This is a genomic window from Mycobacteriales bacterium (assembly GCA_035533475.1).
Lineage (GTDB): Bacteria > Actinomycetota > Actinomycetes > DATLTS01 > DATLTS01 > DATLTS01.
Genome location: DATLTS010000004.1, coordinates 1 through 3,297, shown reverse-complemented (window position 1 = coordinate 3,297; position 3,297 = coordinate 1). Strand labels below are relative to the sequence as shown.

Here is a 3,297-nt window from a genome sequence, read left to right as displayed (position 1 = left end):
AGCGGGCGGGCGATGCTCGCGGCGCTGCCCGCGGCGCAGGTGCGTGCGCTCTTTCCTGACCCGGCAGCCTTCGTCCTCAGGAACGGGGCAGGCCCGGGGTCGCCGTCCGCGCTGCGGCAGGTGCTCGGCAACGTGCGCCGCTCGGGCTACGCGGTGGAAAACGGCGAGGTGACGCCGGGACTCGCCTCGGTCGCCGCCGCGATTCTCGACCATGCGGGACACCCGGTCGCCAGCATCGCGCTCACATACCCCGAACAGGAAGCAGGCGAGGGGTACTCAGCCGGGCTGGGCGAGCAGGTGATCCGCACCGCTCATGCCCTCAGCCGCCGGCTCGGTGGCTAACCGATCCCGTCGCTGTCAACGCGTCAGTGAACGCTCTGGGCTGCCGTGACGGCCGCCGTGGTGCGGGACTCGCTGAGCATGCGCTCAGACCATTGACATATGCGCACATTTAGTGGACCTTGAGGATTCATGCCTGAGCTTTTCGGTACCCGCTATACGCGGGCTGAGCTGCACCGCCGCATCGGGCGCCTGGAGCAGGCCGCGGGCGTGCGGCTGGTCACGCTCGGCGACGGCCAGGGGCGGGGCGTCCGCGTCCTGGAGTTCCGCACCGGGACCGGGTTCGCCTTCGACGTGCTGGTCGACCGCTGCTTCGACATCGGGCGATGCGAACTCGGCGGGCGGCCGCTCAGCTGGCTGTCGGGCGCCGGGGTCGTCGCCCCCTGGTACTACGAGCCCGACGAGTGGGGCTGGTTCCGCGCCTGGGGCGGTGGCATGGTCGTCACCTGCGGGCTGGATCACACCCTGGGACCGGGCGAGGACACGGCGGAGCACTTCAACCAGCCGCACATCCGCACGACGGCCCGGTACGGCCTGCACGGCCGCGCCGGCGGCCTGCCCGCGCGCCTGGCCGGTTACGGAGAGCGCTGGGACGGGGACGAGTGCGTCCTGTGGGCAGAAGGCGAGGTGACCCAGTCGGCGGTCTTCGGCGAGCAGCTCGTGCTCCGCCGGCGCGTCGAGGCGAGGGTCGGCGAGTCCTCCTTCGTGCTGCGCGACCAGGTCGAGAACGTCGGCCACACCACGACGTCGCACATGTTCCTCTATCACTGCAACGCCGGCTTCCCGGTGGTCGATGAGTCGTCGGAGCTGCTCGTGCCCAGCCGCCGGACGACCACCGATTACGGTGTGCCGACCGCGGGGTACGCCACGATGTCGGCCCCGGTCCGCGGCGCCACCGAAGCCTGCTTCGAGCATGACGTCATCGCCGAGCCGGGCGGAACGGTCCCGGTCGCTGTGGTCAACCGGAGCCTGGGGCTGGGCGTGTACCAGGTCTTCCGTGTCTCCCAGCTGCCCTGCCACACCGTCTGGCGGATGATGGGGGAGGGCACCTACGCACTCGCGATGGAGCCGAGCACGAACCGGGACGCGGGGCGGCCGGACGCGCGGGAGCGGGGTGAGCTGCAATGGCTCGAACCCGGCGAACAGCGCCAGTACGAGCTCGAGATCGGCGCGCTGGCAGGAGCGGCTGCCATCGGCGAGTTCGGGACCCGGGTGGCGCGCCTGGCCGCGGCCAGCCGCCACGCCAGCCCGGATGATCATGACCCGACGGCCGGCAGGCGGTGAGCGATTCCATGGCGGCTGTGACCCGGCCCGCACCGGTGACGCTGCGTGAGTTCGAGGAGATCTTCGAGGCAGTCAAGAACTGGGGCCGGTGGGGTCCCGACGACGAACTCGGGACGCTGAACTACCTCACGCCGGCCTGTGTGCGGGCGGCGGCGGCGCTGGTGCGATCCGGGCGCCACGTGACGATGTCGATCCCGATGAACACGGTGGCCGGCCCGGACAACCCCAGCCCGGTCACCCACCACGTGGTCCAGGGACATGACATCGACATCGGGTCGAGCACGCTGACCTTCGCCACCGACTACCTTGGCCTCGCCTTCCACGGCGACTGCCACACCCACATGGACGCGCTGTGCCATATCGCCTACCAGGGCAGCGTCTACAACGGCCGGCCCGCCCTGGAGGTCATGACCTCCGCCGGGGCCACGGCGCTGGATGTGACCGCCTACGCCGACGGGCTCGTCGGCCGGGGGGTGCTGCTGGACGTGCCCCGGTTCCGCGGTGCCCGGTGGCTGGAACCTGGGGAAGCCGTGACCCGCGCGGAACTGGAGGCGATCGAGCAGGCCGAGGGGGTCAGGCTCGGCGAGGGGGACATCCTGGTGTTCCGCACCGGGCATCACCGGCGCCGGCTCGAGCTTGGCGCCTGGGACAACGGCTATCCGCCGGCCGGGGAAGGCAAGGCCGGCCTGCATGTGGACACCATCCCCTGGATGCACGAGCGCCGGATCGCGGCCTTCCTCCCCGATGGCGATGGGGAGACCGTGCCCAGCAACGTCGAGGGCATGCTCTACCCGATCCACCCCCTGCAGATAACGGCCATGGGCATGTTCGCGGCGGACAGCCTCCAGCTCGAGGACCTGGCGCGGGCATGTGAGCAGGAGGAGAGGTTCGAGTTCATGGTCGTCGGCCTGCCGCTGCGGCTGCCCGGTGGCACCGGGTCGCCCTGGAACCCGATCGCCATCTTCTGACCGGCCGGGCACACCGGCACGATCACGGGAGGACATGAGCCATGGAGCGGCGCTTCGAGGGCAAGGTCGCGCTGGTCACCGGTGCGACGGCAGGCATCGGGCAGGCGACTGCGGTGCGGCTGGCGGCCGAAGGCGCGATCGTGGCCGTGAACCAGCGGCCCACCGGGGATCCGGCGCAGACGCTCCGGCTGATCGAGGAGGCGGGCGGCAGCGGTTTCCCGGTCGTCGCCGACATGCGTGACCCGGAGCAGGTCACCGCGATGGTGCACAGGGCCGCCGAACGCGGCGGGCGGCTCGACTACGTCGTGTCCAACGCCGCGATCAACCCGTTCATGACGTGGGACGAGACGAGCGTCGAGGACTTCGACGCCCTGTTCGAGACGAACGTCCGCGGCACCTGGGTGGTCTGCACCGAAGGCGCCAAGCAGATGATCCGCGAGGGCCACGGCGGCGCGATCTGCTGCGTCAGCTCGATCTCCGCGCATGTGGGCGCCCCGTACCAGACCGCGTACTGCGGGACGAAGGGCGCCATCAGCATGCTGGCCAAGGCGCTCGGCTGCAACCTGGGCGAACACGGCATCCGGGTGAACGCCGTCGAGCCGGGATGGGTGATGACGAACATGAGCGCGCCGATGATGGACGACCCGGCCGCGGTGAAGTACTACACGGACCGGATCGCGATCCACCGGGCCGCCCAGCCCGAGGA

The 3,297-nt window shown here is 70.8% G+C and carries 4 protein-coding genes; all 4 read left to right on the top strand.

Going from position 1 to position 3,297, the window contains the following annotated elements:
* On the top strand, window positions 1–342 hold a 342-nt coding region (locus tag VNG13_00220; protein ID HVA58952.1), incomplete at its 5' end, for an IclR family transcriptional regulator C-terminal domain-containing protein.
* Window positions 343–471: 129 nt separating this feature from the next.
* Window positions 472–1,623 (top strand): aldose 1-epimerase family protein, encoded by a 1,152-nt coding sequence (locus VNG13_00215; GenBank protein HVA58951.1) that lies wholly within the window; start codon window positions 472–474, stop codon window positions 1,621–1,623.
* A 17-nt stretch (window positions 1,624–1,640) separates the two neighbouring features.
* Entirely contained in the window at window positions 1,641–2,591 is a 951-nt protein-coding gene (locus tag VNG13_00210; GenBank protein ID HVA58950.1) for a cyclase family protein, read from the top strand.
* 41 nt (window positions 2,592–2,632) lie between these two features.
* On the top strand, window positions 2,633–3,297 hold a 665-nt coding region (locus VNG13_00205; GenBank protein HVA58949.1), incomplete at its 3' end, for an SDR family oxidoreductase.

Bases quoted from the DNA above. Each gene is read 5' to 3' on its own strand.
- VNG13_00215 (HVA58951.1), top strand. From the start codon at position 472: ATGCCTGAGCTTTTCGGTACCCGCTATACGCGGGCTGAGCTGCACCGC.